At 50.8% G+C, this 26,242-nt stretch carries 24 protein-coding genes; 5 read left to right on the top strand and 19 right to left on the bottom strand.

Translation table 11 applies throughout. The annotated features are described in order from the left end of the window. Positions 1-160 precede the first annotated feature (160 nt). A complete protein-coding gene (locus AC0MA3_RS20440; RefSeq protein WP_474657533.1) occupies positions 161-2,611 on the bottom strand; it encodes a glycoside hydrolase family 31 protein in 2,451 nt (816 codons plus the stop codon). 197 nt (positions 2,612-2,808) lie between these two features. Here AC0MA3_RS20440 and AC0MA3_RS20435 point away from each other — a divergent pair, with 197 nt between their 5' ends. Next, a complete protein-coding gene (locus AC0MA3_RS20435; protein WP_474657532.1) occupies positions 2,809-3,567 on the top strand; it encodes a TspO/MBR family protein in 759 nt (252 codons plus the stop codon). A gap of 86 nt (positions 3,568-3,653) precedes the next feature. Here the strand turns inward: AC0MA3_RS20435 and AC0MA3_RS20430 are convergent, their stop codons facing one another. The 6 genes from AC0MA3_RS20430 to AC0MA3_RS20405 form a co-directional block, all read right to left on the bottom strand. After that, entirely contained in the window at positions 3,654-4,034 is a 381-nt protein-coding gene (locus AC0MA3_RS20430) for a RidA family protein (protein WP_474657531.1), read from the bottom strand. A 94-nt stretch (positions 4,035-4,128) separates the two neighbouring features. Further along, positions 4,129-4,797 carry an NAD(P)H-binding protein gene (locus AC0MA3_RS20425; RefSeq protein ID WP_474657530.1) on the bottom strand — a complete coding sequence of 223 codons (669 nt, stop codon included), beginning with the start codon at positions 4,795-4,797 and terminating at the stop codon, positions 4,129-4,131. A 53-nt stretch (positions 4,798-4,850) separates the two neighbouring features. Then, entirely contained in the window at positions 4,851-6,122 is a 1,272-nt protein-coding gene (locus tag AC0MA3_RS20420; protein ID WP_379158376.1) for an MFS transporter, read from the bottom strand. Between the two features lie 119 nt (positions 6,123-6,241). Then, the gene (locus tag AC0MA3_RS20415; protein ID WP_474657529.1) at positions 6,242-7,639 is read right to left on the bottom strand and encodes a sensor histidine kinase; all 1,398 of its coding nucleotides are present in this window, start codon (positions 7,637-7,639) and stop codon (positions 6,242-6,244) included. A 124-nt stretch (positions 7,640-7,763) separates the two neighbouring features. After that, on the bottom strand, positions 7,764-8,030 hold the full coding sequence (locus AC0MA3_RS20410) for a hypothetical protein (protein ID WP_474657528.1): 267 nt from the start codon (positions 8,028-8,030) through the stop codon (positions 7,764-7,766). A 66-nt stretch (positions 8,031-8,096) separates the two neighbouring features. Further along, positions 8,097-8,300, bottom strand: a complete 204-nt coding sequence (locus AC0MA3_RS20405) for a CsbD family protein (protein ID WP_379158366.1) — start codon at positions 8,298-8,300, stop codon at positions 8,097-8,099. Between the two features lie 465 nt (positions 8,301-8,765). Between AC0MA3_RS20405 and AC0MA3_RS20400 the strand changes: the two genes are divergently transcribed. The 4 genes from AC0MA3_RS20400 (at position 8,766) to AC0MA3_RS20385 (ending at position 13,306) form a co-directional block, all read left to right on the top strand. Further along, positions 8,766-9,671: an FMN-binding protein gene (locus AC0MA3_RS20400; protein ID WP_379158363.1), complete on the top strand. Its 906-nt coding sequence runs from the start codon at positions 8,766-8,768 to the stop codon at positions 9,669-9,671. Between the two features lie 48 nt (positions 9,672-9,719). Continuing rightward, a complete protein-coding gene (locus AC0MA3_RS20395; protein ID WP_379158360.1) occupies positions 9,720-11,603 on the top strand; it encodes an FAD-dependent oxidoreductase in 1,884 nt (627 codons plus the stop codon). A gap of 254 nt (positions 11,604-11,857) precedes the next feature. Then, complete coding sequence (locus tag AC0MA3_RS20390) at positions 11,858-12,307, top strand: hypothetical protein (RefSeq protein WP_474657527.1); 450 nt, start codon at positions 11,858-11,860, stop codon at positions 12,305-12,307. 18 nt (positions 12,308-12,325) lie between these two features. Next, a complete protein-coding gene (locus AC0MA3_RS20385; RefSeq protein ID WP_474657526.1) occupies positions 12,326-13,306 on the top strand; it encodes a polyprenyl synthetase family protein in 981 nt (326 codons plus the stop codon). A gap of 779 nt (positions 13,307-14,085) precedes the next feature. Here the strand turns inward: AC0MA3_RS20385 and AC0MA3_RS20380 are convergent. From AC0MA3_RS20380 to AC0MA3_RS20325, 12 genes are all read right to left on the bottom strand, one after another. Further along, positions 14,086-14,970 (bottom strand): UbiA-like polyprenyltransferase, encoded by an 885-nt coding sequence (locus AC0MA3_RS20380; RefSeq protein WP_474657525.1) that lies wholly within the window; start codon positions 14,968-14,970, stop codon positions 14,086-14,088. Position 14,971: 1 nt separating this feature from the next. Further along, positions 14,972-16,273, bottom strand: a complete 1,302-nt coding sequence (locus AC0MA3_RS20375) for an aspartate aminotransferase family protein (RefSeq protein WP_474657524.1) — start codon at positions 16,271-16,273, stop codon at positions 14,972-14,974. Between the two features lie 146 nt (positions 16,274-16,419). After that, complete coding sequence (locus AC0MA3_RS20370; RefSeq protein ID WP_474657523.1) at positions 16,420-18,345, bottom strand: peptidase U32 family protein; 1,926 nt, start codon at positions 18,343-18,345, stop codon at positions 16,420-16,422. A gap of 20 nt (positions 18,346-18,365) precedes the next feature. Continuing rightward, positions 18,366-19,157, bottom strand: a complete 792-nt coding sequence (locus tag AC0MA3_RS20365) for an energy-coupling factor transporter transmembrane component T family protein (protein WP_474657522.1) — start codon at positions 19,155-19,157, stop codon at positions 18,366-18,368. Beyond that, on the bottom strand, positions 19,150-20,049 hold the full coding sequence (locus AC0MA3_RS20360) for an energy-coupling factor transporter ATPase (protein WP_474657521.1): 900 nt from the start codon (positions 20,047-20,049) through the stop codon (positions 19,150-19,152). Before AC0MA3_RS20360 ends, AC0MA3_RS20365 begins: the two co-directional genes overlap by 8 nt. Then, positions 20,034-20,891 carry an ATP-binding cassette domain-containing protein gene (locus AC0MA3_RS20355; RefSeq protein WP_474657520.1) on the bottom strand — a complete coding sequence of 286 codons (858 nt, stop codon included), beginning with the start codon at positions 20,889-20,891 and terminating at the stop codon, positions 20,034-20,036. Before AC0MA3_RS20355 ends, AC0MA3_RS20360 begins: the two co-directional genes overlap by 16 nt. A 30-nt stretch (positions 20,892-20,921) precedes the next feature. Beyond that, positions 20,922-21,473, bottom strand: coding sequence for a Gx transporter family protein (locus tag AC0MA3_RS20350; protein ID WP_379158333.1), 552 nt, complete (start codon positions 21,471-21,473; stop codon positions 20,922-20,924). Further along, on the bottom strand, positions 21,457-21,849 hold the full coding sequence (locus AC0MA3_RS20345) for a NusG domain II-containing protein (protein WP_379158330.1): 393 nt from the start codon (positions 21,847-21,849) through the stop codon (positions 21,457-21,459). The genes AC0MA3_RS20350 and AC0MA3_RS20345 overlap by 17 nt, the downstream gene beginning before the upstream one ends. Before the next feature lie 216 nt (positions 21,850-22,065). Continuing rightward, positions 22,066-23,598, bottom strand: coding sequence for an HD domain-containing phosphohydrolase (locus AC0MA3_RS20340; RefSeq protein ID WP_474657519.1), 1,533 nt, complete (start codon positions 23,596-23,598; stop codon positions 22,066-22,068). 504 nt (positions 23,599-24,102) lie between these two features. Beyond that, positions 24,103-25,044: an alpha/beta hydrolase gene (locus tag AC0MA3_RS20335; RefSeq protein ID WP_474657518.1), complete on the bottom strand. Its 942-nt coding sequence runs from the start codon at positions 25,042-25,044 to the stop codon at positions 24,103-24,105. Positions 25,045-25,231: 187 nt separating this feature from the next. After that, positions 25,232-25,507 carry an LPXTG cell wall anchor domain-containing protein gene (locus AC0MA3_RS20330; RefSeq protein ID WP_474657517.1) on the bottom strand — a complete coding sequence of 92 codons (276 nt, stop codon included), beginning with the start codon at positions 25,505-25,507 and terminating at the stop codon, positions 25,232-25,234. A 13-nt stretch (positions 25,508-25,520) separates the two neighbouring features. Beyond that, positions 25,521-26,242: hypothetical protein (locus AC0MA3_RS20325; protein ID WP_474657516.1), on the bottom strand; the 722-nt coding region annotated here is incomplete at its 5' end.

Below are 26,242 nucleotides of genomic sequence, written 5' to 3'. Positions count from 1 at the left end.
GAAAAAGACGATATTTAAAAACCCTTCTGTATTTTTTCTGCAGATTTATCTGCTTTTTGCCCATTTATCCGCTCTTCTTCGGTCGAACACCTCCCTTCTAGTCCAATTCATGCCAAAAAAACCGCCATTTAGCGGTTAAGTTGGCATTGCTTCTTTGAACCTATTCCTCCGAGGCCAGAATACGCAGCTCCCCGCCATCAGGGTCATCATTCACCTGGATAAGGAGTGCGCCATTTCCGCCGTTGCGTGCCCAGCCTGTACGGCCCTCTTCCAGCTGCTCCAGACTGATCTCAGCAAGCCCGTCTACTGAAGCGGCAGCGAATTCCGGATAACAGAGCGCAAAGCGAAGCATTTCCCTGCGCGGCGCATACTCACGGACCGTATAGGTCCAGCCCAGGCGCAGCTCACCCTCTCCGCCCTCCGCATGTACGCTGATCTCCGAGTAATGCCCTTTCTTGTAGCTGAAGCTATGTCCATCGTCCTCATAGAGGGAAAAGGAGGCCAAGAACCCGTTCTGTGCCCTGGCACCATACAGGTGAAAGATCATCGTCTCCGCCGTATCCTCCAGCGCATACTGCTTAAGCGGGCCTTCGGCCACAAAAGTCCCGGCCTTGATGTACATCGGCATAATCCGCAGCGGGGCAGCGGCCAGAATATGCCGTCCGCCTTCATGAACCTCCCCATCCCAATAGTCGATCCACAGCCCCTCCGGCAAATAAACGGAACGGTGGTCTGTATCCGGGCGGTACACAGGAGCAATCAGCACATTCTCTCCCAGCAGGAACTGATCACACAGATTCGTAACATGCGGATCACGCGGGTATTCCAGAATCAGCGGGCGGATCACGGGCATGCCCGTCATTTCAGCTTCATGGAAAAGATTATAGATATGCGGCATCCAGCGATACCGCAGTCCGATGAACTCCCGCAGAATTCCTTCCACCTCTTCCCCGAACGACCAGGGCTCCTGGCGCAGCGTGCCGATGGAAGAATGATTGCGGCAATACGGGAAAAACACACCCATCTGCGTCCATCGTACCAGCAACTGGGCAGAAGTGTGGTGGGCGAACCCTCCGATGTCCGGTCCAGCGAAAGCGAGACCGGACATCCCCATGTTGAGCACCATCGGCATAGCCATCGCCATATGCTCCCAGAAGCTCCGGTTATCCCCGGTCCACACGGCGGCGTAACGCTGAATTCCCGCATACCCGGCCCGTGTCAATACAAAAGGGCGCTCGCCGCCCATATGCTCCGCCAGCCCTTCATAGGTCGCCTTGGACATCATCATTCCGTACAGATTGTGGTATTCCTCATGCGTGACTGGGCGGCCGTTGTTGAAATGCATCACATCGAGGTCCATGGTCTTCGACTCATTGAACACTGCAGGCTCGTTCATATCATTCCAGATGCCTTGAATGCCAAGGTCGGTATAGTATTTGTGCAGATCGCCCCACCACTCGGCAGTCCGGACATCACTGAAATCAGGGAACGCACTGATCCCCGGCCAGACTTCACCGAAGAAGATATCTCCCTCCAGAAAACGGCAAAAGTGTTTCTCTAACACTCCTTGCTTGTACACTTCATAGTTAGGGTCTTTTTTGACACCGGGATCTACAATCGGCACAATCCGCACCCCTAGCTCGCCCAGCTCGGCAATCATCTTCTCAGGCTCGGGGAAATTGACCGGATCGAAGGTGAACACCCGGTATTCATCCATATAGTGAATATCCAGATAAATAACATCGCACGGAATATTCTTCTCACGGAAGGTCCTGGCAAGCTGAAGCACTTCCTGCTGATTCATATAACTATAGCGTGACTGGTGATAGCCAATAGCCCATTTGGGCGGAAGTGCAATCCTTCCGGTCAGGGAGGTGTATCTTTTGACCACATCCTTCATTTCGGGGCCGTTGATAAAATACACATCATAGGCGCCCGTAGAGCAGCCAATGGTAAACGCCACCCCGTGGGAGCGCATATCAAAATCACTTCTGCCCGCATTGTCCAGAAAGAGGCCATAGGACAGCTCGCCGTGCATATGGATAAGCAGCGGGATAGACTCGTATAGTGCTTCAATTTCCGGCAGATGGGGGGCAAATACATCGGTGTTCCAGTTGGTGTAGCGTTCCCCGCGTTTGTCCAGAAAGCTTGCCTTCTCCCCCAGTCCGTAAAAGTGGGAATCCGGCTGCATATCATATTCAGCATGACTCGCACCGCGCGGATTCCAGCTCGTCAGATTCTGCTGCATAACAACCTTTCCTTCCGTGTTCTCCACACGCAGCAGTAGGGAGGTTTTCTCGATGATCAGCTTGATGGCACTGGTCGTAAAGGTCAGCTGATCGTCACTCTCCTCCACAGGGAACAAGTGCGGGATACATCTCTCAGCCAGCACGGCCGGCGTCGTCGTCAGATCAGGCACCTTGTCCCGAAACACCTTCATCCTGAATATGTCATCATTCAAAAATACAAAGACAATTCCTCCGCGTTCTCCCCGGACAATATATATGTTCTCAGCGCGTTCCCAGGATACAAAGCTTCCGGGTGTATTCCAGGTCTCCTTCATAACCAGCGGACCCATTTTCTCGGGACGAATGGCTTCACTGCTCTCCATGCTTGCTTTCCCCCTTCAGCTGTCACAGCTTCTACTTTTAATACATATTACCCAGGGGGACCGGACTGCTATCCGCAAACTTTATGACCCCCAGGTCATTTTTTTGCCCAAAACGGTCTGATTTGCAGTGAATGCGGGTATATTCTATATAGACGTCGGCCTCAGTACCAAATAATCAGGTTTAGGGAGTGGATAATATGAGACAGAATAATCCTTATAAATGGTGGAATCTGCTGTTTTTCCTTGGTGTACTCCTCGTAAACACACTATCGGTGGCTCTGCCGCTTGGCGGGAACAGCACCGGTGAAATTTCGGACAGGTATCATACATTACTTACACCCGCCGGCTACGCCTTTTCCATCTGGTCGCTGATCTATCTGCTGCTCGCCGGCTTCATCGTGTATCAATTTAGGCAGGATACCGGCTCACGGGAATCCGTGCGCTCGATCGGCATCTGGTTTGTGCTCAGCTGTATTTTTAACATGGGCTGGCTGTTTCTCTGGCATTATCTTTATATTGAGATGTCGCTCGCAGTTATGGTGCTTATGCTGATTACACTGATTGTCATCTACCGCAAAACGCGCAATATCTCTGACCCCACTACGGGCGAGAAATGGCTGGTCAAGCTGCCGTTCAGTCTTTATCTGGGCTGGATCTCCGTTGCCACGATTGTTAATGTCAGCGTTGTTCTGGAAAAGAACCATTGGGACGGCTTCGGGTTAAGTGATCCTACCTGGGCCGTAATTATGCTCTGTGTCGGCACCTTGCTTGCGGTTATTGTCAGTTTCCCTTACCGGGACAGTATCTATCCACTGGTCTTCGTCTGGGCCTTCATCGCCATTGCCTTGGAGCACAAAGATACCGGCAGCGTATTTATTACCGGCCTAGTCACTGCCGGCTTACTTCTGCTCTACTCCATATGGCTGCTGCTGACACCTCGCCGGAGCAAATATTAAAGGTTTATTTCTCTATTTAGACGTCAAAAATCCCTGAGCGCTTCCTTCCTACGGAAAACACTCAGGGATTTTCTTGTTTACCAAGCTTATTTCTTACGAGCTACCGCTTCAATCTCTACCAGTCCATCTTTGGGCAGACGCGCAACTTCGACAGCACTGCGTGCCGGATATGGCTCTGTGAAGAATGTACTGTATATCTCGTTCACAGCCGCAAAATCATTCATGTCCTTCAGGTACACGGTTGTCTTCACTACATGCTCCATGGATGCGCCGGCCTCTTCAAGAATCGCCTTCACATTGCTTAGCGATTGACGTGCCTGCTCTTCAACGCCTTCTGCCAAAGCTCCTGTCTCCGGATTCAGACCCAGTTGACCTGATGTGTATACCCAGTTCCCGGCCATGATCGCCTGACTGTAAGGGCCGATTGCACCTGGAGCTTTTTCGGTTGCTACCTGTTTTTTGCTCATGTTCTCCTCCTGTTTGCTGTACAAAGGCAGTGATCACGCTATGTACGTATGATTATGTCCCATTGTACGACCTGAGCCAAGCTTATTGCAAACCTCAAGCCTTCACTTTGCCAATCACATGAATCACTTCGTTCGTATAGACATGCACACCGTGCGTATCGGCAAGGGCAATGTTCATCATTGCTCTTGCCACCTTCGCTGCGGGTATTGCCCGGTACTTGGCCGCATTTCCGACCATGGCGAAATCCAGCGCTTTCATCACGACGGACGCTGCCCGCTCGCCAAACCTGAATTCTTCACGTTCTCCCAGCAGGAGAGAAGGGCGGAACAGATGGAGTCCCGGAAAACCTGCAGCTATCAACCCTTCCTCCACTCTCCCTTTGGTTCGGGAATAGAAATTGCGCGATTTGGCATTTGCCCCCATCGAGGAAACCGCCAGAAACTGCTTCACACCGCAGGCTTTGGCCAGCGCCGCAGCAGCAAGTGGATATTCCAGATCCACACGTTCGAACTGTTTCTGCGAGCCGGCTTTTTTGATGGTTGTTCCAAGACAGCAAAAGACGGCAAAAGCACCAGCAAATTGCTCCTTGTACTGTGCGAGCTGCTCCCAATCAATGATCACCTGCTTCAGTTTGGGATGCTCTAGCTTCAATGGATGACGCACCAGCACGCGTACCTCATCCCAATCGCCGTTCAGCAGATCTTCCGTTAACGCCCTGCCTACAAGGCCCGTAGCCCCCAGTACTACTGCAATTCTTGTCATTGAATGATCTCCTATCACGCGAAGTCAGAGGAAGGCCGGGCCTTCCTTTGCATTTAGTCCCTTAGAATACGCCGGCCCAGCAGCAGTGCCAGAACAAGCATCAGCAGACCAACGATAAGCTGCATCCCGTATACCTGCATCCATTGCGGCCATTCCTGTATCCACTCATAGATCCGCCCTCCGATAAGCGGTCCAAAAAATGCGGCAAGTCCTGTCAGCGCCGCATACATTGCCATGTACATAGGCCGTTCTTTCTTCGGCGTATCGCCAATGATGAAGTTGAAGGCCAGCTGGTTAAAGCCCCCCACACCTACACCGAACACAATATGGGCGGCAAAGAGCACAAGCAGCATCGGCAGTACAGACAGCAGTCCCCAGAGCAGCGAGGATATGGCGATAATCGGCAGTGTCCAGAGCAGCAGCCGCTTATTGCTGTACCTGGCATTCAGATTTCCCCATACATAGAAGCTCGCCATCATGAAGATCGTCTGCGATACGTTCAGCAGGGACAAGGTCTCATAATTGATATCCAGCAGTTGCAGCATGACATAGGAATAAAGCGGAACCGTCAGGTTCTGCAGCAACAGCCATGCGGACAAGAACAATGTAGATTTCATGAACAGCGTATCATGCAGAGGCTTCTTCAGCATCGGCAGAAAATCCTTTTCCTCCGATTTCTCAAACGGCACGTCCGGATAGAAAAAGAACACGATGATATTGGAGATGGAAAAAATCCAGACCACAATATACAGAATCAGAAACCCGTGTCCTCCGGGATAACGGTCAAGTATAAGACCGCCGCCATACATTACCAGACTTCCCAAGGCATTCAGAACCGTATTGCGGATTCCAAAATAACGGCCCCTTACGCGTGCAGGAACCAGGTCGCTGATTACAGAACTCCACAATACACCACCTGCTGTATTGGCAATGAAGGCAATCGTATATAAAACGATAAATGCGGTGACCCAATACTCTTGCGGAAAAATAAACGGGACCAGCCCGGTTGAGCCCCAGAGCAGCCTGTGCAAGCCGATAAAAGTCACCATGGCCCATTTGCGGCTTGGCAGCTTTTGAATCAGAAAAGCTACACCTATCTGCGCTACATTCACCAATGTAGTAAGTGCAATCACAAAACCGATCTGACTGGAGCTTGCTCCAAGATATAACAGAAAGCCTGTCAGGAACTGCCCTTGGAGCAGTACCTGAAATATCGTTGATGGTACCCCCTCAAACGTAGCGATCTGCAGATTCTTACGATGTACCGAGGCTTTGCGGAGAGGTTTTGAACTCGAACCGCCAAGCCTGTTTCTCATGATGTTCATGGGGGGAATTACACTCCTTTGATGCGGCTTTTGCTTCATTCTACTCTGCATCAAGCTCCTGTCAATACGCCAAAATCACAAATAAAATTGGATTCCCATGAACTTTCCTGTCCTGACAATTAGAGTGGTAAATATAGGGAAAATAAGCTTCCATGTTCTTCCTTGCTGGATAGTGTAATGAATCCGCCCAGGAGCTTGGCCAGATCACTGCTGATGGATAGTCCGAGGCCTGTCCCTCCATACTTCCGGCTGATGCTGCTGTCCGCCTGCTGAAAAGCCTCAAAAATGATCATATGCTTGTCGGCGGCAATTCCAATCCCGCTGTCCTGCACATCAAAGACCACCCAGCGTTTCAGGACAGGTCCTTCTAAGCGCTCAACCAGCCGAATATTCAGCGATACAAAGCCGTCCACCGTAAATTTAAACGCATTGGACAACAGATTGCGGAGAATCTGCTGTACCCGCTGAGGATCCGAATGAATCACCTGTGGCACGTTCTCGCTGAGTGTAATATTGAATTCCAATCCCTTCTGTCTGGCTGCTACTGTAAACTGAAGTGCGAGCAATTCTGGAATCTCACTGACATTAAGCTCCTCATTAACCACATCCAGCTTGCCCGCTTCTACCTTGGAGAGATCCAGAATATCATTGATCAGCGCCAGAAGATCATTGCCGGACCGGTGTATGATTGCGCCATATTCAGCGATCTCCTCCCGGGCAAGCTGCAGATCATTTTCTTCAATAATCTGCGATAAATTAATGATACTGTTAAGCGGTGTCCGCAGTTCATGCGACATATTAGCCAAAAACTCCGATTTGAATTGGGAGGCCAGCATCAGCTGCTTCGCCCGTTCCTCCAGTACAATCTTATTCTTATGCAGCTCTTCCGCCTGTGCGGAGAGCAGTTCATTTGCCCTTACCACCTGTCCGGTGCGCTGCAGATCAAGCTGAAAATCACGGATGATCAGCGAAAACAGTATGCTCAGAGCGATCCCTGCAGGTAACGTGGCAGGCATAATGTGCGTTAGGTACACTTGATCCGGTATCACTCCAAATACAATGATATTCACCGCATTCAACAAATTAACAACCAGAATAACTAGGAGGCCCTTGCCCACAATCGTAACCGTCGTACGGCGCACCCAATAGCTGAGCCCGGCACACACGAATCCCAAAATCGATAAATTCAGCACGCCTGCCACCGCCGCCTCGTTCACCCCGAAGAAGAGACGGGTCAAGCCTATGCCCACTCCAATTATTATAAGAATAAAGGGCTGGGGAAATGCGAGGGTGGAGATAATCAGCGGCACAAACCTAAGATCAAAGATGGCATTCTCATGCAGTCTGTATCCAAACAATATGGTGATCCAGCCGGCAAAAATGGAAAGTATGACCCAGCTTACCTTTTTGACAGTCTCTGGGGCATGAGAAATCGTATGTTTATATATTAAATTCGCCAGATAAGCGACAGTAATCAGCAGAGCTGTGTTCACAAAAAAACTCTTCAAATACTCCATAGCACACTCCTTCGATAGTACAGGTAGGTAATTCTTAACAATCATAGTACCATAATAAGTAGAATCAATACATGAAATCAGAGTCCTAATAGTTCATGTGAACCAGGCATAAAAAGAGCGCAAATCAGATACGATTTGCGCTCTTTTTATGCTGCGGAAACCAAGGCCTCATAAGACTCCAGCGTCTTTTCATGCTCCGGTCTCCGCTCTGCTTATGCAATATCATTACAGACTCCTCTTTCAGGTCACATTCCTCAGGTGTCCATGTCTCAACATCCGGAAGCATATAGTACCGGGGATGAAAGCTGCAGAACATCTCACCCTGTTGTGTAAGTACCCGGTCAGTGTTGATCTCGATAATCCTGCCGCTTACAACATGGGATTTATACATAGACATCGCCTCTCCTGCTCATGTGATTATCCTGTTTTGAGCCTGTTCTGAAGGTGTGCTTTTATATTAGTGGCGGATCGATTGTTCCCAATTGCGGTATTCCGCTTCTGCATCATCTTTGGTATGGCCATAGCGCTCCTGGAGTTTGCCTACCAGCTTATCCTTCTCACCGTCGATAACATCAAGGTCATCATCCGTGAGTTGTCCCCATTGTTTCTTGGCTTCACCTTTAAGCTGCATCCACTTACCTTTGATTACGTTGTTATCCATTACATGCTCATCTCCTTAGGTGTCTTTTTTAGTAGTGACCAGAGGCTCATGTCTTAAAAAAACATTACCCCTGTTCCTTTAAATTGAATCTAATACCGTCCGCAGAGGAGAACAGCAGATTACGTCGTTTTTTGTCACATAATAGTCTCTTAAAACCGTATCCAAGTATTTTAAAATTTGATATAATTCATGTGTTGATAAATTAGTTTACTTTCAAGTGATTTTTTTCACTTGTCTATTGGTTTAAATATGCTAGAATGCCACCGGAGATAAAACAAGATAATTAAAATTTTTTCTATTATCTGTCGATATAAGTCATATAGCGGATACAAAAAGGGTCTTAAGACCGATTCAAAAGTGATATATGTCATTTATAAAGTGATTTTTATCACTTCCAACAGCTATTAAAATGTTTTACATTTTAATATATATATTTTAAACTATTTCTTTGGAGGTCACATTAAAATGAAAAAAGCTTCTGTAATTTTGTCGAGTGCTCTTGTACTTGGTACTTTGCTGGCAGGCTGCGGCAACAACAATGACGGGAAGAACGCGGCGGCTACGAATGCTCCTGTAGAATCCACTGCACCTGCGGCAACTGATGCCGGCACTGCAACTGCTGAAACAGGTAAGTATCAAGATGGAACATATTATGGAACAGCACCTGCTGATGAAAAAACCGGCTGGCAATCGTTCGTTCTGCTGACTGTAGAAGGCGGCAAAATCACCAAAGCGGATTGGGACGCTTTCAACGTTAAAAACGCTGGCGACCTGAAGAAAAAAGTATCTGAAGATGGAAAATACGGCCTGGTATCCAAAGGTGGCGGCCAAGCAGAATGGCATGAGCAAGCAGCTAAAGCTGAAGCCTTTTTAATTGAAAAACAGGATCCTGCAGCAGTGGTTGTAAATGCTGAAGGCAAAACCGATGCAATCTCCGGCGTTTCCGTTGGTGTAAGTGACTTTGTTGCTGCTTCTCAAGCCGCTCTGGCTGCAGGCCCTACAGAAGTTGGTCCTTACAAAGATGGCGGATACACTGCTGAAGGCGAAATGGATGCAGAATCCGGCTGGAAATCTACTGTCGCTATTACGGTTGCAGGCGGAAATATCGTAGCTGCTAATTTCAGCGGCGTGAATGCTGCCGGTGACGACAAGAAACAATATTCTGTAGACGGCAAGTACGGCATGAAAGCCGGCGGCGCTGCTGCTGAATGGCACGAAGAAATCGCTCTGGCCGAAAAATACTTCCTTGATAACAAGGGCGCTGCTCCTACTATGGATGCAGAAGGCAAAACCGACGCTATTTCCGGCGTTTCCATCCATGTTGGCGAATACTTTACACTTGCAGAAAAAGCACTTGAAGGCGCGAAATAATATTCGCTTCCCTCTTGCAGCTAATCAGAAGAATGAGGTGAGTTTCCCTTGAAGAAAATAGTCATTTTGGGCGGCGGCTACGGCGGCGTACTCACGGCTAAGAAACTGGCAAAGAAGTATAAGAATAATAAAGATGTAGAGATTAAGCTGATTGACCGCAATCCTTATCACACTCTCTTGACTGAACTGCATGAGGTGTCCGCGAACCGCGCGCCTGAGGATTCAATCAAAGTGGATTTGAAGAAAATTTTTGCCGGCCTGAAAGTGGATGTTGTACTGGATGAGATCAGCAATATTGACTTCAAAAGCAAGAAGCTTAAATCTGACAAAGCAACCTATGCTTACGATTACCTGGTAATCGGCACAGGCAGCAAACCCACATTCTTCGGAATTCCCGGAGCGGAAGAGAATACCTTCTCCTTCTGGTCGTATGATGATGCGGTTGCGCTCAAACGCCAGATCCGCGATATGTACACCAAAGCCGCCAAGGAGAAGAACCCTGCTGTACGCCGCGCAATGTTGACTTTCGTCATCATCGGTGCCGGATTCACGGGTGTCGAACTGGTTGGTGAAATGGCCGAGCAACGCGAAGAACTGTGCAGAGAATTCTTCATCGATCCTTCCGAAGTGCGTCTGATCGTTGCCGATATGGCTCCGAAGATTCTGCCTATCCTTCCGGATAAGCTGATTCAGAAGGCTGAAGCCCGTCTGCGCAAGCTGAACGTCGAAATCGTTACCGGTGCCAAGATCACTGAAGTAGGTAACGGCAGTGTAGCGCTCGGCGAGAAGAACATCGTAGATTCCCAGACTATTGTCTGGACTGCCGGTGTGGAAGGCTCCGAAATCGTTGGCGGCCTTGAAGTACAACAACAGGGACGTAAACGCATCGTTACCAACGAGCATTTGGAAAGTGTTGACCACAAGAACGTCTACGTAGTTGGGGACAATATTTTCTATATTCCTGAAGGTGAAACCCGTCCGGTTCCACAGATGGTTGAAAATGCTGAACAAGCTGCTCCGGTCATTGCCAACAACATTGCTGCAGACATCAGCGGTACCGCCAAAAAAGCCTACAAACCAGGCTTCCACGGCACGATGGTCTCCATCGGCAGCCGGTACGGTGTTGCGAACGTAGGTCTTCCAGGCAAGTTCTTCATGCTTACCGGATTCATGGCAATGCTGTCCAAGCATTTTATCAATATGTTCTATCTTTCTCAAGTAGTAGGTTTTAACAAAGTATGGACCTACATGATGCATGAATTCTTCCATGTAGAGAACCGCAAGAGCTTTGTCGGCGGCTATTTCTCCAAACGTTCGCCGAACTTCTGGCTGGTTCCGCTCCGTATGCTGCTTGGGGGCATGTGGTTATATGAAGGTATAGACAAGCTCAGAAAGATCTGGGAAGATCCAAATAAGATTTTCCTGATTCCTGCTCCTGCACATCTTACGGATGCTGCCTCCTCGGCCAGCGTTGCCGTCGATGCCGTCAAAGATACAGTAGATGCACAGTCCGCAGCCTCCGCAGTATCAACTGCCAAGGAAGCGGTTGAAGCTTTGTGGGTTCCAGGATGGATTTATGATATTACCCACTGGTTTATGAACTTGATGTTCTATAACAGTGGCGGAACAGATTATACAGCACTGGCAAAATGGTTCCAAATCGGCATGGTATGTGCCGAAATCGTCTTCGGCGTTATGCTTATCGTGGGTCTGTTTACTGCGATTGCTTCAATAGCGACCATAGCAATGGCCGTTATGATCTGGTCTACCAAGATGGCTTCTACAGAAATGCTCTGGTATGTTGGAGCAGCTATCGCGTGCATCGGCGGATCCGGCAGCGTCTTCGGTCTGGACTACTATGTCCTGCCTTGGCTCAAAAAGCAGTGGAAACGAATCCCGCTTGTGCGCCGGTGGTATTTATATACCGACTGATATATATACCCGTTGTTTCGCATTTCTAACATCGTGTAATCAATAATATCAGCAACTTATGTGTATTGTATGTTGTTTCAGCTGAATATGATGTTCTTAAGAGTAATGTGTCCGTTGGACACATTACTCTCCTTATTTATTAAGGTACTAGCATAATCCATCGCAGATTTGTTTGGATTTTTAACAAAGGGTTTTGTAGGGATAATCAAGGTTATGGTTTCTTCCGGCAAAACCGACAAGAAGGAGAGAATCTTGTGAACAGAAAAATCATTGAAAACAGCATCCGGTTGCTTCAGGCTGAAATGTCCCCGATCGCCGGAATTCAGCTGCGTCTCTCTCCGGCAGAATGTGAGCAACTGCTCTCGGTACTGGAACGCCATGATCTGGAATATGACCGCAAAGTCCATTTGCTAGGTATATATATCATTCTTACTGTAGCGGCTGAGCGCCATATGGAATGTGCTCCACATCATCCTGACCTTACCCGCAACATTTTGGATGGAGATTATTTGTACAGCTTTTATCTGCAATTTGCGGTGAAATGCCGTGAACTGGACCTTGTTGCTTATCTGGCTCCTTCGATTAAAAAAATGCAAATCGCGCGGTCAAATGGAGACTTCGCAGAACAAAATCCGGCGGCGGGCATTGAAGAGTTCCTGATTCAGGAGCGGAGGCAGCACAGCCGTACCAGCAAAGCCATTTGACAGGTGGGAACCATAAAGATGAAGCTGCACGAAGCCTTAAACATAGACCTGAATGAAATTAACCATGAAATCCAGAATATTGTGGTCCGTGATAAAGATGTACCCAAAAAGTCACAGCTGGCCCAGAGTATCCTGGAGCTGACCGGCTCCGGAGGTAAAAGGCTCCGTCCGCTGATGGTCATCGTCGGCAGCCGCTTTGGACCCAAGCCTGTGGGCCGCAGAACTCTTCAGTTATCTGCTGCTGCTGAATTTATACACGCCGCCTCACTAATTCATGATGATATTATTGACAATGCTGAACTGCGCAGGGGGGCTCCGGCCTTGCATACCAAGACTGGCGTACTCTCCGCGGTGCATATCGGGAATTATATGTCCGCCCGCGTAATTGAGCTGCTCAGCAAATACACAGGTGACAAAAACCGTTATGTTCATGATCTATCAGCCGTAGCTACCGCTCAACTATGTCTGGGAGAATACCAGCAGATGGAGCATGCTTACGATTACAACCTTACCCACGAAGAGTACCTGGAGAAATCCCGGAATAAGACTGCCCTGCTGATGGCGACCTGTTTGCGGGTTGGTGCGCTGTCTACGGAGAGCACCAAAGACGTCGCGGACCTGCTCTATAGCTTTGGTGAAGCGCTGGGGATGTCCTTTCAGATCCAGGATGATCTGCTCGACTTCACCCAGTCGGCTGATGTGCTGGGCAAGCCTGCCGGAAGTGACCTGCGCCATGGCCAGGTTACCCTCCCTGTACTCTTTGCCCTGCAGAACCCCGAACTGGCTCCAGTGATTCGTACCATCGGTCCCTCTTCTTCCGATGAGTCGGTCGCTCATGTGCTGGCCCTGATAGGCCGCAGTGACGCCCTGGCCCGTACGGAGGAAGTTAGCCAGGATTATCTGAAGCAGGCCGCTGGAATCATCCAGCAGCTCTCCAGCTACCCGGCACATGCTGATCTGGAGACGCTGCTGCAGTATTTTGCCGGCCGGGATCGTTAAGGCTGCTTGGAATGGTGTAGTTGGTACTGCATAGGTGCTTTTTGCAACTTGGAAGATGGCCAGCTAGGTAGCTAATTCCAAGCCAAACGCTGAAGAGTAACCACAGGCTGGCTCATATGGGGTCGTTGTCAAAGACAGACAGCCAGCGATCCACCGCGGCCCGCCTAATAACGCAAAAAGAAGGTCCAGTTAGTCTGGGCCTTCTTTTTGCGTTTTCCTAATCCTTTGCTTATTGGTATTTTCCTTTTTGCGTTTAGCATTCTTCCGTTAGAGCCTCTACAGAGGAGTGCGAAGGGTTAGATGATTGCCTTTGCCTTGCCTTGCCTTTGCCTTATTTCGCTAAACAGCCGAACGCAGCGAAGCGCCCGTGAGTAAGTTTAGCTCTATTGTTATGTGGTTGTGGTTGATGTTGTTGGAGTTGATCTTTCTAGCTCTTAGCTGTTTCTCCTTGAACCATGGCCCTAGTGGGACTGAGTTCACGGCAATGACTACCAAGCCAAGGAAAGCCGCGTAAGCCAGCTTTCCGCGCCAGTGGTTCGTGCCCGCCCCCTGCTGGGCGGGCATGTTGTCTTTTTTGTGTTAGTTTTTTTGGGGTGGGCCCAGCAAGGTTAGGACTTCGCTGCGGGGAAGTTTGGAACTGTAGGAGCGATAGCGTCCGCCTTTGTCTCCAGATGTTATCGCTAATAGCGATCTAATCCAAAACATCTGGAGACAACAGCGGCCGGAAATCCAAACATTCCCCGGAGCGGAGCCTCTCCTAACCGCGCCCTCACACACCCCTAACGAACATAAAAATAATCAATCATCGTGCACAGCAATATCACCATACTGATCACCTGATTCAAATTATAAGAAGCCACCTTCATCAGCCGCCGGTTATGAGGCTTAATAATGCGGTGCTCTGTCATCAGCAGCAGTGTAGCAATGCCGATGCCTACCAGGTACATCCAGCCCAGATCACGCCAGAGGTACAAGAACAGCAGCAGCATAATCATAATGAAATGCAGACCTTTGGAAATACGCAGCGCATTCTCCAGCCCGAAGAAGCTGGGAATCGACCAAAGGCCGTTCCGGCGGTCAAAATCGATATCCTGCGTACCATAGATAATATCAAACCCGGCGATCCAGAGCATGACAACCGTACCAATCACAAACGGCGTGAACGCAATATTCCCCGTCACGGCGAACCAGGCACCTATCGGCGCCGATGCAATGACAAAGCCCAAATACAAATGGCTTAAGAACGTGAATCGTTTGGTATAGGAATAGGATGAGATTAGAACGATAGCTACAGGCGACAGCAGCAGGCAGAGCAGATTCAGCATACCGGAAGCTACAATGAACAAAGCATAGTTGATGATGATGAAGAAAATGACTTCCTTCTCTGCAAGCAGCCGCTGCGGGAGATGACGGTGTGCGGTACGCGGATTCTTACCGTCAAAGGTCCGGTCAACCAGACGGTTAAAGGCGTTAGCGCCGTTCCGCGCACCGATTAGAGCAATTAGCCCCCACAGCATCATGTGTCCGGATGGCCAACCCCCTGCCGCCCAGACCATCGAGATGATAGCAAAGGGCAGCGAGAACAGCGTATGGGAAAACATCACCAGCTCGCTGAACATTTTCAGCTTGAGTGCAGAGGTTTTGACAGCATTTAAGATGGCCATATTATTCTTCCTTTTCTGTAGAAACTTGTAGCAATACTTCATTCAAAGCAGTCAGCATGCCGTCAATATCCTCGGCTGTAATAACCAGAGGAGGCTGGAAGGCCAGCACGTTGCGGCCTATACCATTTTTACCGATCAAATACCCGCGGTCCTTCATCGCTTCCAGCACATCGTCGGTCAGCTCAGCCGAGCCGGCAGCATTTGGTGCCGCCAGCTCTGCGCCCAGCATCAGGCCGGTGCCACGTACATCAACGATCATTCCAGGATAACGCTCCTGAAGGGTATGAAGGCCTCCCTTGAGACGAGCTCCCAGCTCGGCTGCACGCACCGGCAGCTGTTCGTCGCGGATATAATCCAGCACCGCCAGCGCCGTAGCTGCAGACACCGGATTGCCCCCGAAGGTCGAAGCGGAAGGACGGTTCAAGGACGCCGCAATGTCATCCGTAGTCGCAAAGGCAGCTACCGGAACCCCGTTGCCCAGCGCTTTGGCCATACTGATAATATCAGGCACAACGCCAAAATGCTCCATAGCGAACATAGCTCCCGTACGGCCGTAGCCTGTCTGAATCTCATCGTCGATCAGGAGCACCCCGTACGCGTCCAGCAGCGCTTTGACCTCCCGGAAATACCTGAGGGCAGGCATAATCATGCCACCGTTCCCCTGAATCGGCTCTACGATCATTGCAGCGATGGTGTGGCCTTTTTCCTTCAGCACCCGTTCCAGGCTCTTCAGAGAAACGACCGCAGCCTCCTCCAGCGTAAGCTCCGGATGATAGGGCCGCTCAATAAAGGTTACATCTTCATCCAGGTACTGATCCGTTCTCCACATGGACAGCCCGGTTACACTCATCGTCAGATTGGTACGCCCGTGCAGCCCGCTCTCCAGCGCAATGAACCCTTTGCGGCCGGTATGCATTCTGGCCAGCAGAAGCGCCCCCTCATTGGCCTCGGAGCCGCTGTTGACGAAGAAGCTTCGCCGCAACTTCCCTGGAAGCACCTCTTCCAGACGTTCGGCCAAATCCACATTTGGCTGTGTAAGATATACCGTTGAGGTGTGCTGTAGCTGCTGTAGCTGCGCAATCGTGCGTCCTGTAATCGCAGGGTTGCAGTGGCCGCAGGCGACAACCGATACACCAGCAAAGAAGTCCGTGTACTGCTTGCCGTTCTCGTCATAGACAAACTGCATGCTTCCACATACAAGCTGCGGCGCATCCCGGTAAAAGTGTGCAGTACATGGATAGAAATATTGCTTTCTTTTGGCGGCAACCGCTGTTCTTCCAATGGCTGTCTCTTGTTGCTTCATGAAGGGTTCCCTCTCTTTCAGGCGCCCGTCCGGGCGGTGCAGTATGGATTATGAATCCTCGACAATGTTTGTGAAAAAAGTAACTTATCAGTCATGCGCTTACCGTTATTATACGCTCTATCTCAATATTTTAAAATTTAAATAGTTCAATTAAACTGTAGCGCACCCAGCGTATAACCCGCATACACAGGTGTAAGTCCGCCCAATAAATCTTCCTGCGCATGATCGCCTCTAATAGCAGCCTGGTAGGCAGCAATGATGGTCCGCAGCTCTCCCGTGCTGTATGTGGCGCCTTCGATCCGGAAGCTGGCAATGCCAAGCCCGCGCATCTCATTCAGCATAGGCAAGTAGCAAAGTTCTTTGGAGAACAGCAGATGGCAGCGGCCATATTGGTCACGGTAGACCGGATTTTCCCCTTTATCTGTCTTTAGGACCAGCACATCATTTTTGACATACAGATTATCTTCTTCCGCAATAGGCTCCATAACCTCGGTATTCTCGTACAGATCATGTTCCATATACATCAGCGCCGGTGTGCCGTGAACAACAACCTCCAGAGGCAGATCACAACGCGAGGTGAAGTCGGCAAAATGTTCCATCGTCATTTCCGGCGATACGGTTAGCTTCTCCAGTCCCAGTCCGGTATACAGCTTCGCAGCAAGATGATTGTAGATATTCAGATTGGCATCACCGATCAACGGATAACCGGCAGCTCTGTAGCGACGAATGGCTCCAAGGTTGGTAATCATCAGTCCGTCAATCGGCAGGCGTTCTCCACTTAGCAAATGATCATACTGGTTAAAATGAAGCTCTGTCATCATCCGTGGCATTCCGAGGTACAACCGGGTTTTCCCTTTAATGGCCCCAAGCGCCTTAATATCCTGCTTTGTAAACGGCCGGTCCGGCTCAAACACATCTCCAGGTAGATACAGGCTCTCTACACCCATTTCGATGACCAGGCGGGCTTGTTCCATATTATTCACACGCACAGCTAGTTCAGGTGCAGCTTTGGGATCCTTCTGAGCTTCCGCCAGGCGTTCGCGCAGCTCCACCACCCGGGTTTCGGACAGCTCGCGTTCGGCAGTTGGTGTACTGAACACTTTGCCCGTGCTGTAGAATTTGCCTGTGCCTTCGAAACGGCGGTTAATGTTCGATAAGCCCGGTTTGCCAAAAGCGTAAGCGGTGGAGAAATCGCGTTTGCGGTTTTTGTATAGCTCTTTGGAGTCCACGGTCCGGTCAAAGCCAATCGGATCTTCAATGTAGCGGTCAATGGCGTTGCTGTAGCTGTTCACCAGGGAGACCATGAATTCCTTATCGCGCATACGGCCTTCAATTTTGAAAGAGATTATTCCCGATTCGATCAGTTCCGGAAGATGCTCATACATGAACATATCTTTGACGGCCAGCGGATATTCTGCCGGGAATACATAACCATCCTTCTTAATCCGGTAATCCCAGCGGCAAGGCTTCATGCATTTGCCCCGGTTGCTGCTCATCCCGAAGACCTGGGAGCTGAAATAGCAATTTGCCCCATGAACAGAACACATATCGCCATGAACAAAATACTCCAGCTCCATTCCGCTCTGCTGCCCTAGCAGCTTAGCCGTCTGCAGATCCATTTCCCGTGAGGTAACCACCCGGCTTACTCCGAGATCACGCAGTGCATGGATCATCTCCAGATTGTGTACATTCATCATGACGGAAGCATGGATAGGAACGGTAAGCTTCATCTCGCGGATCAGCTCCAGCACAGCCATATCCTGAACAATCAGCGCATCCGGACGGACCTCGTCAAGAAACTTCAGATAGGCTCTGGCTTCCTCCACATCCTCTTCGCTGAACAGATTGTTGACGGTGACATATACTTTTTTATCCAAGCTGCGGGCTATGGCCAGGGCTTCTATGATTTCTTCATGCGATAGATTATAGCCTTTGCGCATCATTCTCATATTGAGTACAGGACCGCCCAAATACACCGCATCACAGCCCGACTCGATCACTGCCTTGAAAATATCAAATGTACCTGCAGGTGCGAGAAGTTCAATTTCTTTTCCATTAAAAAATCTTGCCATTGCCAATTCCCCCTAAAATATTACAATAGTGCCACTACAACTCCCATGATAACGAACATAGCAACAAAAACAGTATCGGCAGCGCCCCACCTCAAGCGGTGATACCGGCTGCGCGGAGCATCCATGCGGAAGCCTCTGGCTTCCATGGAATAGACCAGATCCTGTGCCCGCCGGAAGGCGCTGGAGATCACCGGCACTAGCAGCGATACGAGCATCCGCGCTTTTTCTTTCAAAGGCAGTTCCTGCAGATCCGCTCCGCGGGAAGCCTGGGCTTTCATAATAATCTGCGATTCATCCAGAATCGTAGGGATAAACCGCAGCGCAATGCTGATCATCAGGGTAATCCGGTCCGGCGACAGCCCTAACCTTTTGAATGGAGCCAGAATCCCCTCAAGCCCTTGGTTCAGCTTGCCAGGGGTGGTGGTAAAGGTAAGGAGCGCAGTGAACGTGATCAGAAACAGCATGCGGATGACAGAGAAAGCTGCCAGACGCAGACCACCCTCATGCAGCGAGAACGAGCCGGCCGACCATAGCACATCTCCCTCTTTGACGGACAGGAGCTGCACAATGAAGATGAACAACATCAAATAACGCAAAGGCTTGGCCGCCTTGATAAAATACTTCAGCGGAATGCGCGTCGAGGCCATGACCGAAATCGAAAATACAGCCAGCAGCGCCATCGACAGCCAGGAATCCGACAAAAGAATTACAACTACATACAGCAGCATCCCGGTAAGCTTGGAACGCGCATCCAGCTTATGCACCCACGAGCCGGTCTCAATGCTGCGTCCCAGCAGCAGCCGCTCATTCATGGGCATCCCCCTGTTCTGCCGCTGTGCCAGACCGGAGCGTCCCCGGCAATGAAGCAATCAGCTCGGCAAGGCTCTCAGCGGTCAAGCGGGGTTTCTCGCCCGTAAGTCCGAACTTGCCAGCAATGGCCTGCCAGTAACGGAGAGAATGCGGCACGCCAAGACCGCAGCGTGTAAGAATGCCGGGATCGGCGGCAAGCTCACCGCCGCTGCCCTGAAAAGCAATCTTCCCGTCCTTCAGCAGAACCCAGCGGTCGGCAACCGGCAGCAGTTCGTCCATCCGGTGGGTTACGATAATGATCGTTCGTCCCTGTTCGCGGCAGAGACGTTGTAGTTGTGAGATTAGTTCAGCACGGCTGACCGGATCCAGCGTAGCTGTCGGCTCGTCCAGCACAACTATCTCCGGGTCCATGGCCAGTACGGAGGCAATGGCTGCCTTGCGCATCTGTCCTCCGCTTAAGCGGAACGGGTTACGTGAGAGCAACGCGAGATCCAGCCCCATTTCCAGCATGGCCTTGCGCGCACGCTCCTTAGCCTCCTCCGGACTCATGCCAAAATTGAGGGGTCCGAAGATCAGGTCCTTTTCCACCGTATCTTCGAACATCTGCTGCTCCGGAAATTGAAAGACCAGTCCGACCCGGCGTCGCAGCGGCAGCAGCTTGGGCGATTTCTCACCGGCGTGTATGGTTACATCCAGAACTTTTATAGTCCCGTGCGTTGGTTTGAGGATACCATTGAATAGCTGCAGCAGCGTGGACTTGCCGGAGCCAGTTGCACCAGCAATCCCAGTCAGCGAGCCCTTGGGAATGCCTAGGGTAATATCATGCAGCGCCGTCTGTTTCCATAGACTATTCTCGGCATAAGTAAAACCTACTTGCTCTAGTTGAATGGCCATAGTGTTTCTATTAGCTCCTTTTCACTGGAAGGCACATCCACCCTGATTCCCCGGCTTTGAAGTTCCCGGGCCAGGCGCCATGGATACGGCTCCAGCAGATGGCATTTCTCCAGAAGCTCTGTATTTCTGAACAGCTCCTGGGGGGTAGTATCAGCAGCAATGCCACCGCTGTGCAGAGCCAGTACCCGGTCGGAGGCCAGAATCTCGTCAGCATCGTGCGTGATCATCAGGATAGTGTATTGCCCATCGGCCCGCATCCCCTGCAGGATGCCCAGCAGTTCATCCCGGCTTGCCTCATCCAACATGGAAGAGGCCTCGTCAAAGATGACGATGCCTGGCTTCATGGCAAGAATGGAAGCGATGGCGACACGCTGCTTTTGTCCACCCGACAGCTCGCCCGGATGCTTGGCCAGCAGATCCTCAATCCCCAGCTTCAAGGTGTAGGTTCTAAGCCGTTCCTCCATCTCAGCGTAGGGCAAACACAACCCCTCCAGGCCAAACAATATATCTTCTTCAACCGTAGCCCCGATAAACTGATTATCGGGATTCTGGAACACCATGCCGATACATTGCCGGATCGTTCCAATCGTTTCTTCACCCAGCCGATGGCCGCATATAGTGATCTCCCCGCCGCTCTTAGGCAGGAGCGCATTCAGCAGCTTAACCAGCGTCGACTTGCCGCAGCCATTCGGACCCACGATACTCACCCACTGGCCCTGTGGAATGGATAAGTTGATATTGTGGAGAATGGAACCGTCCGGATCATAGCCAAAAGAGACTCCGTCCAGCTGAACCACAGCCGGCACTCCTTCTTCCTCCAGATCTTGATATGCTTCAATCATGTTAGTCATCCTTCCGCTGTTGGACCCGCTTTAGCCCAAAAACTCTTCGAACAGCGATATTTTGGACAGCGACGCTACCAGATAACGTACGGCGAAGCCAACGGCAATCCCCGTTACAATCCCGGTAATAAGCAGCACCGGCAAGTAGTAGAAAATACTCATGGATTTAAATACAATGGCTGCCGCGAACAGCTGCCCTGTATTATGAGCCAGTCCGCCCGCTATACTAATACCAATCACACTAAATTTCTTGCCTCCCCATTTCACCAGCAGAAACATCACTACAAAGCTGAGCAGTGATCCGAACAGACTGAAGAGAAGACTCGAAAATGTGCCGAGCAAAAAAGCGGTAAGCAATGTCTTCAGAATGACCAGCATAAAGGCGTCACGGCCCCGCAAAAAGAAAATACATGTCAGAATCATGATATTGGCAAATCCGAGCTTGGCGCCAGGCATCAGTCCAACCCCAACCAGCGGAATCTGTGCTTCTACCAGACTTAGCACTACAGCGACTGCAGCGAATATGGCCACAATTACCGTTCGTTTCAATGCTGTTGCCGATTCACTACTGGACATAGCCATCTATCTCTTCCTCCCCGGACACGCCGCCTGCTATTTCTACTAATACCCGGTGCGGCAGGCACACAATGGTCTGCTTGGGACGGGTAATATGGCCGAAGCCCAGACATACCTTGTCCGGACAATCCGCATCGTACATTTCAATCCCGTAGTCATACACCTTCAAAATGTTATAACCGCGCTCTGTGCGGATATCAATGGTTTGTTCTTCTTTTGTAAGCTTCACTGTCTTATACAGCTTGCCATCCACCGTTATATTGGCTACTAGGTTGTTGCCGGGTCCCGCCTTGTCGGTATCGTTCGAGAGCCATCTCGGCACGATAAAAGCAAGCGCGGCAATGAGCACGATGGAAATCAGCAGCACATCTGCGCGTTTCATAATGATCTCCCTTATTTTTTAGTTAAAATCCAGACTTATTAATTATAACGGTCTGTTTGCAATCCTTCAATGAATGTACTCGGGATTTGTCGGTTTTAGGGAGCAGTTCACAAAATAGGCACGCAAGCAGAAGCGGATACCGATCATAAATGGATGGCATCCGCTTCAATAAGAAATATTAGGATAAAGTCGTTATTCACTGCCCGCGCTTCACCGCTAACCAACCCGGCCCGGATAACCTGCTCCATCGGATTTCTCAGTTTTTCCGAAATACGCCAGAAACAAACCGGTAAATTCAGGGTCCCACTGGGTGCCCATGCCCTGTTCCAGAATAGCCAGTGCACGCTCATGATTCATCCCTTTGCGGTATGGCCGGTCCGAGGTCATGGCATCATAGGCATCAGCCACGGCTATAATCCGGCCATGCAGCGGAATAACCGTTCCGGCCAGGCCGTCCGGGTACCCTCTCCCATCATAACGTTCATGATGCGAACGAACCCCGCCCAGATATGGCGCCATCTTTTCCACAGGCTCAATCTGACGCAGAATATTCTCACCAAGGACGGGATGGCTCTTGATCTGGTCGAATTCCTCGTCGGTCAGCGCTTCTTCCTTGAAGAGAACACTGTCCCTTACGCCGATTTTACCGATATCATGCAGCAGGGCAGACTTGCGGAGATCATCCAGCTTCTGCCCGCTAAGCCCTGCGAGCTGGCCAATAATCACCGAATATTCTGCCACCCGCAGCGAGTGACCGGCCGTGTAAGGGTCCCGGGCATCAAGTGCGACGGCTAAGGTGGTGAAATAGCTGTCTAGCAATTGTCTGTTCTGCTGTTCCCGGGTCTGCAGACCCCGGACCATCATATTAAAACCGGCAACAAGCTTCGAGAATTCATCAGAGTACTCGTCTTGCACCTGCAGTAGCCGTCCGTCTTTGACATTGTTCATGGCTTGGTACAACTCGTTGATCGGATGCTGCACACTTCGGGTCAGAAGCCAAGCTGCTATGGAAGAAAAGAGGGTACCGATTAACAGCACAAGCCCTGCCCACTCCCAATAGTTCTGCATCCCGTCCACTCCTCCGTTACGCAGCGTTTCCAGCCTGATCTGGGTTGCCATAATGAACAGAAAGAGCGGGAAAGTACCGATCAGCATACAAGTGACGAGAAATTTGGGGCGAATGGGTACAAACACATGACCTTCCAGAGAAAGGTCCACCTTATAGATTGCCAACGCCCGGTTCCTGAATTCTTTTATCAGCGGGATGATTGCCGAGGAGGTCAGAAAAAATTCAATCAGCGCGTGCATGCATGCCACCAGAATGGCCCCCGCGACCGCAAGTATTAGATAAAAGTAAGGCAGACTGATCCATCCGGTACGAATCATCCATAGGGTCAGGAGTGTTGCCGGCAGAGACAACCCGAGAAAATGCGGGCCCATTATCCGCTGTACCGCAAGCTTCGGCATCCGGTGAGTATGCAGATAAGCTTCATCCAGCATGGCCAGTGTCGGTTTTTGCTCCGTAAGCGCCATCCGGATTGGCCGGATCTGTCTGACAAAAACACCGATTTCCGCAACAGCCATAATAACAAACGAGATCAGCAATATGAACAGCAGCCGAAGGTACTCTTTGGGGCTTATTTCAAGCGAGGAGAGAAGGATCAGGCTTCCCACCGCAAGTACAGCAACCACGGAACCAAATATGTAGTTAAAAATCTGTCTTTTCAAAAAAGCTCCGTATACCTTCATCGGTTCCCTCGTTTCCAACGTTCCTGTTGAGCCTAACTATTTGCATTTCTTTACATTCCGTGATATACTTAGTGAATATTTGTTTGCAGTATATACTATCCCCATCAAGAAGATGTCAGGCCGATTCGTTGCGCATTTATCTATATCGGCATTTTGGACACAAAATCTTACGTTTTCTTGCAGTACTCTTCCTTTTTATGAGATTAAATTCGAACATAGTTTTCCGATTCGCACTGGCGCGGCCACGGAGCCGCAAGGACAAAAGAGAGGTAGGGCTTTTGTCGTTTTGGAAGGATTATTCTCGCCACACGGCTGCTGGAAATAACAAGGATCAAGACACCCGTTTTTCTCATGGACGGCGGGGGATTAAATATACGCATAAGACATGGTTTCGCTGCTTTCTTGTAGATAGGATGCAGTCCCATGTGTGGAACATATTAGCGCCCGATAACCGCATTCCGCGGATATCGGGCGCGTCTACGTTTCCGGGGCTTTTTTGCAAGGTCAATGGATGTACCGGGTAACAAAATTAGCCACCTTCGCTATATACGATGCTTTATCTGTGTCATACGCGAGGCCGTGTCCCGCACCATGCACTACAAGCTTATCCTTAGGACTCCTGCAAGCTTGATAGAGCTCCTCCATCATATGGAACGGCACGAACCTGTCGGCATCACCATGTATGAACAGTATGGGCACGCGGGCTTTGCGGACCTGCTTCAGAGCGGAGGCCTCTCCGAAGAAATACCCGGCTCTGATGCGGGTGATGAGGCTTGCCATATGCACAAAAGGAAAGCTTGGCAGATGATACATCCGCCAAAGCTGGTAAGATAACTGCGCTTTGACCGAGGTATATCCGCAGTCGGCTACAATAACTTTTACCTGCGGCGGAAGCTCTTCTCCCGAAGTCATCATCACGGTTGCTCCGCCCATAGATATCCCGTGCAGCACAATCTGTGCTTCCGGTCCATTCTCCGCCAGGATGTACCCGATCCACTTCAGATAATCCCGGCGCTCCGGCCAGCCGAACCCGATATAATCCCCCTTGCTGTTCCCATGTCCACGGGCATCGGGAAGCAGTACATTATAGCCCATAGTCTCATAATAGATTTTGGCACATGCCCCCATATCCTTACCTTTCGCGGAATATCCGTGCGCTATAATAGCAGTTCGCCCTGCGGCACGCTCTGACGGAAGATAGTAGCCGCGCAGCATCAGCCCATCATCAGACATAATATCAACATTTCTGAAGCTGTGACGGGATACCCACTCTGCTCCTTCGCCCCAGGACGCCCCGGCAACCGGCGGGTCCACCTTTAGATCAGGCGTCTTTGCCAGAAATTCCTTCGGTGCCCGCTTGATCGCGATGCCATAAAAAAAGAATCCTGCATAAGTCACACCGCCGGCAATAATCATCACTACGGCAAGTATAATTACACTCCACATGAACGTCTGCCGCCTTTCCTTCTATAAGAATTGAATCACCTGGCTTGGCGCCAACCAATTTTCAGCATAGTATACCATGGCTTAGGGAGCGACTGGAAATCCATACCCAAGTTAATACAAAAGAACAGGGTCTCTCCACTAAGAGAGATGCCCTGTTCTTTTGTTTGTCTACTATTTCCAGCTTCACTTACCGTTTGCGTCGGCTGCTCCTAGCTGCTCTACTGAGCAGCAAACCCAAACCTGCAATTCCCAGACCAACGAGGTAATACGGTGCTGGACTGGCTTCCCCGGTCTGCGGCAGCTTGCGGGGTATATCCACACTCCCCAAAGGAATCTCATCGTCTATGATCACTTCTTCCTCAGACTTCGTCGTTGCTGGTGCTGACGGAGCAGGGGGAGGCGCCGGTGTAGTCTGGGGTGAAGCTGTCGGCTGCGCTAGAGCTACCGTTGCCGCTGGCCCCAAAGGAATGGGATCCTCATTGATCACCGTATCGTCCACAATTGTACCGATTACCGTTGTTGGTGTTGGCGTTGGTGTTGGCACGATTACCGGTACATAAATGATTGTAGTGCTTGGCGTTGGTGTCGCCGATGCGCTCGGCGTCGGCGTAGACGATGCGCTCGGTGTCGGCGTAGACGAGGCGCTCGGCGTCGGCGTTGGCGACGCGCTCGGCGTCGGTGTTGACGATGCGCTCGGCGTCGGCGTAGACGACGCGCTCGGCGTCGGTGTAGACGACGCGCTCGGCGTCGGTGTAGACGACGCGCTCGGCGTCGGCGTAGACGACGCGCTCGGCGTTGGCGTAGACGACGCGCTCGGCGTTGGCGTAGACGACGCGCTCGGTGTCGGCGTTGACGACGCGCTCGGCGTCGGTGTAGACGACGCGCTCGGCGTTGGCGTCGCCGATGCGCTCGGCGTTGGCGTCGCCGATGCGCTCGGCGTCGGTGTAGACGACGCACTCGGCGTCGGCGTAGACGACGCGCTCGGCGTTGGCGTAGACGACGCGCTCGGCGTCGGTGTAGACGACGCGCTCGGCGTTGGCGTCGCCGATGCGCTCGGCGTCGGGGTAGACGACGCGCTCGGCGTTGGCGTCGCCGATGCACTCGGCGTCGGTGTAGACGACGCGCTCGGCGTCGGGGTAGACGACGCGCTCGGCGTTGGCGTCGCCGATGCACTCGGCGTCGGTGTAGACGACGCGCT

Source organism: Paenibacillus sp. LS-5 (assembly GCF_056121505.1).
Note: the sequence above shows the minus strand (reverse complement) of the source record. Positions and strands in the feature narration are given on the sequence as shown.

What these genes read in the sequence shown, in the direction of transcription:
- AC0MA3_RS20440 (WP_474657533.1), bottom strand. Translation starts at nt 2,611, where the DNA reads ATGGAGAGCAGTGAAGCCATTCGTCCCGAGAAAATGGGTCCGCTGGTT.
- AC0MA3_RS20435 (WP_474657532.1), top strand. Translation starts at nt 2,809, where the DNA reads ATGAGACAGAATAATCCTTATAAATGGTGGAATCTGCTGTTTTTCCTT.
- AC0MA3_RS20430 (WP_474657531.1), bottom strand. Translation starts at nt 4,034, where the DNA reads ATGAGCAAAAAACAGGTAGCAACCGAAAAAGCTCCAGGTGCAATCGGC.
- AC0MA3_RS20425 (WP_474657530.1), bottom strand. Translation starts at nt 4,797, where the DNA reads ATGACAAGAATTGCAGTAGTACTGGGGGCTACGGGCCTTGTAGGCAGG.
- AC0MA3_RS20420 (WP_379158376.1), bottom strand. Translation starts at nt 6,122, where the DNA reads ATGAACATCATGAGAAACAGGCTTGGCGGTTCGAGTTCAAAACCTCTC.
- AC0MA3_RS20415 (WP_474657529.1), bottom strand. Translation starts at nt 7,639, where the DNA reads ATGGAGTATTTGAAGAGTTTTTTTGTGAACACAGCTCTGCTGATTACT.
- AC0MA3_RS20410 (WP_474657528.1), bottom strand. Translation starts at nt 8,030, where the DNA reads ATGTATAAATCCCATGTTGTAAGCGGCAGGATTATCGAGATCAACACT.
- AC0MA3_RS20405 (WP_379158366.1), bottom strand. Translation starts at nt 8,300, where the DNA reads ATGGATAACAACGTAATCAAAGGTAAGTGGATGCAGCTTAAAGGTGAA.
- AC0MA3_RS20400 (WP_379158363.1), top strand. Translation starts at nt 8,766, where the DNA reads ATGAAAAAAGCTTCTGTAATTTTGTCGAGTGCTCTTGTACTTGGTACT.
- AC0MA3_RS20385 (WP_474657526.1), top strand. Translation starts at nt 12,326, where the DNA reads ATGAAGCTGCACGAAGCCTTAAACATAGACCTGAATGAAATTAACCAT.
- AC0MA3_RS20380 (WP_474657525.1), bottom strand. Translation starts at nt 14,970, where the DNA reads ATGGCCATCTTAAATGCTGTCAAAACCTCTGCACTCAAGCTGAAAATG.
- AC0MA3_RS20375 (WP_474657524.1), bottom strand. Translation starts at nt 16,273, where the DNA reads ATGAAGCAACAAGAGACAGCCATTGGAAGAACAGCGGTTGCCGCCAAA.
- AC0MA3_RS20370 (WP_474657523.1), bottom strand. Translation starts at nt 18,345, where the DNA reads ATGGCAAGATTTTTTAATGGAAAAGAAATTGAACTTCTCGCACCTGCA.
- AC0MA3_RS20365 (WP_474657522.1), bottom strand. Translation starts at nt 19,157, where the DNA reads ATGAATGAGCGGCTGCTGCTGGGACGCAGCATTGAGACCGGCTCGTGG.
- AC0MA3_RS20360 (WP_474657521.1), bottom strand. Translation starts at nt 20,049, where the DNA reads ATGGCCATTCAACTAGAGCAAGTAGGTTTTACTTATGCCGAGAATAGT.
- AC0MA3_RS20355 (WP_474657520.1), bottom strand. Translation starts at nt 20,891, where the DNA reads ATGATTGAAGCATATCAAGATCTGGAGGAAGAAGGAGTGCCGGCTGTG.
- AC0MA3_RS20350 (WP_379158333.1), bottom strand. Translation starts at nt 21,473, where the DNA reads ATGGCTATGTCCAGTAGTGAATCGGCAACAGCATTGAAACGAACGGTA.
- AC0MA3_RS20345 (WP_379158330.1), bottom strand. Translation starts at nt 21,849, where the DNA reads ATGAAACGCGCAGATGTGCTGCTGATTTCCATCGTGCTCATTGCCGCG.
- AC0MA3_RS20340 (WP_474657519.1), bottom strand. Translation starts at nt 23,598, where the DNA reads ATGAAGGTATACGGAGCTTTTTTGAAAAGACAGATTTTTAACTACATA.
- AC0MA3_RS20335 (WP_474657518.1), bottom strand. Translation starts at nt 25,044, where the DNA reads ATGTGGAGTGTAATTATACTTGCCGTAGTGATGATTATTGCCGGCGGT.